Source organism: Streptomyces sp. M2CJ-2, assembly GCF_016757295.1.
Lineage (GTDB): Bacteria > Actinomycetota > Actinomycetes > Streptomycetales > Streptomycetaceae > Streptomyces.
Window position 1 is genome coordinate 1 of record NZ_JAESIF010000189.1, and the last position, 2,325, is coordinate 2,325.

2 protein-coding genes are annotated in these 2,325 nt (G+C 69.7%); both read left to right on the forward strand.

The features are described 5' to 3' along the window. Positions 1-141: 141 nt before the first annotated feature. A complete protein-coding gene (locus JL475_RS38605) occupies positions 142-1,383 on the forward strand; it encodes an IS701 family transposase (RefSeq protein ID WP_202282865.1) in 1,242 nt (413 codons plus the stop codon). A gap of 132 nt (positions 1,384-1,515) precedes the next feature. Further along, complete coding sequence (locus tag JL475_RS38610; protein WP_202282864.1) at positions 1,516-2,256, forward strand: SDR family NAD(P)-dependent oxidoreductase; 741 nt, start codon at positions 1,516-1,518, stop codon at positions 2,254-2,256. Positions 2,257-2,325 lie beyond the last annotated feature (69 nt).

A 2,325-nucleotide genomic window follows, 5' to 3' on the forward strand; every position in this document is an offset into this window, starting at 1 on the left:
CGTGATCTTGCTGGTGGGGGCCGCTGCAGGGATGGATACGGCCACCGTTGATCATCGTGAGTTGTGTGGACAAACGACGAGACGGTGGCCGCAGGCCACAGCATAGATCCCATCCGGTGGCGGGAGGCGTTCGAGGTGGCCATGAGCCGGATCGCGGGCCGGTTCGCGCGGGTCGAACCCCGGCTGCGGGCAGGGCGGTTGGTGCTGGGGCTACTCTCGGACCTGCCGCGCAAGAACTGCTGGACGATCGCGGAGTGGGCCGGGGAGGCCGGCCCGCACGGCATGCAGCATCTGCTGTGCCGGGCCTCCTGGGACGCTGATGCGGTCCGCGACGACGTGCGCGAATACGTCGTCGAGCACCTCCACGACGATGCCGCGGTGCTGGTCGTCGACGAGACCGGCGACGTGAAGAAGGGCAGCCACACCGTCGGGGTCCAGCGCCAGTACACCGGCACCGCCGGCCGGATCGAGAACTCCCAGGTCGCGGTCTACCTCGTCTACGCCGGCGAGCGCGGGCACGCGGCGGTGGACCGGGAGCTGTACATCCCGCGCTCCTGGACGTGTGACCCGGACCGCTGCCAGGCAGCAGGGCTCGGCGAGGACACCGTCTTCGCGACCAAGCCGGAACTGGCCCGCACGATGATCGAACGATTCCTGGACGCCGGACACCGCGTGGGCTGGGTCACGGGTGACGAGGTCTACGGGGGCAACCCGAAACTGCGGGCGGCCCTGGAAAAACGCGGCCTGGGCTATGTCCTCGCGGTGGCCTGCTCGGCCGAAGTGACCACCGGTGCGGGAAAGTTCCGCGCCGACGCGCTGGCCAAGAAGCTCCCGGAGCGGGCCTGGCAGAAACTGTCGGCCGGACGCGGCGCGAAGGGGTACCGCTACTACGACTGGGCCGTCATCGACCTCACCGACCCGGCGCCGGGCCACCGACAGCTGCTGATCCGGCGCAACCGCACCACCGGTGAACTCGCCTACTACCGCTGCCATTCCACTGTGCCGGTCCCGCTGAGCATCCTGGTCAAGACGGCCGGCTCCAGGTGGCGGGTGGAGGAAACCTTCCAGACCGGGAAGGGCCTGGCGGGACTCGATGAGCACCAGGTTCGCCGCTACCCCTCTTGGAGCCGCTGGGTCACCCTTGCGATGCTCGCCCATGCCTTCCTCGCGGTGGTCCGCGCCGACGAACACGCCCACCGGCCGGGACCAACCGATCTGGTCCCGCTGTCCTGCAACGAGATCCAGCACCTGTTCCTCGCCGTCACCGTCCGGCCGCTGAACGACCTCGCTCACCGGCTCGGCTGGTCCGACTGGCGACGCCGCCACCAGGCACGATCACAGACCAGCCACTACCGACGACAAGCCGCATCCCAGACATTGTGACTGAGCACTCTAGTCGGCCCGTCTCGCCAAGTAGAACACTCAGTTACGCAGGGCTGCGTCGCGGGCGCGGTGTGGGGTGGCGATAGCCACGCCACGACATCTCCGTTGAAGGCCGTGGCAGGATCCGTCGGCATGAGGATTGAACAAGCGGAGCGGCCTGTCGCCCTGGTCAGCGGGTCCACGTCGGGAATCGGGGAGGCCGTCGCGCGGAGGCTGGCGGCGGACGGGATGCGGCTCGTGGTGCACTCGCGGCGAAGTGCGGAGGCCGGGGAGGCGCTGGCGGCGGAGCTCGGCGGGGCGTACATGAGGGCGGATCTGGCGGTGGAAGAGGAGGCCCGGGGGCTGGTCGAGGCGGCACTCGGCCGGTTCGGGCGGCTGGACGTGCTGGTGAACAACGCCGGCATCAGCTGGCCGATCCCGCACGACGACTTGGCCGCGGCGACGCCGGCTGACTGGCGGCAGTTGCTGGAAGTCAACCTGATCGCACCGTGGGTGCTGTGCACGGCGGCACTTCCGGCGCTGCGCCAATCCCCCACGGGCGGCAGCATCGTGAACATCACCAGCCATGCCGGGGTGCGCCCCAAGGGCTCGTCGGTGCCGTACGCGGCCAGCAAAGCCGCTCTGAATCACGTGACCCGGCTGCTCGCGGCTGCGCTCGGGCCCGAGGTGCGGGTCAACGCGGTGGCGCCGGGGCTGGTGGACACGCCGATGACGAAGGACTGGGCGCAGGCGCACGAGCTGTGGCAGGACCGCGCGCCCATGCGCCGCCCGGCCCAGCCCGCCGACGTGGCCGACCTGGTGGCGACGGTGATCGCCAGCACCTATCTCACCGGCGAGGTCATCGTGCTCGACGGAGGACTGAACCTAACCTGAGTTGGCCGGAGGGCTACTGCCACGGCCAGAGAACCACCCTGCCAGCCAACTACCGCGCTCAAGATCACA

Bases quoted from the DNA above. Each gene is read 5' to 3' on its own strand.
- JL475_RS38610 (WP_202282864.1), top strand. From the start codon at position 1,516: ATGAGGATTGAACAAGCGGAGCGGCCTGTCGCCCTGGTCAGCGGGTCC.
- JL475_RS38605 (WP_202282865.1), top strand. From the start codon at position 142: ATGAGCCGGATCGCGGGCCGGTTCGCGCGGGTCGAACCCCGGCTGCGG.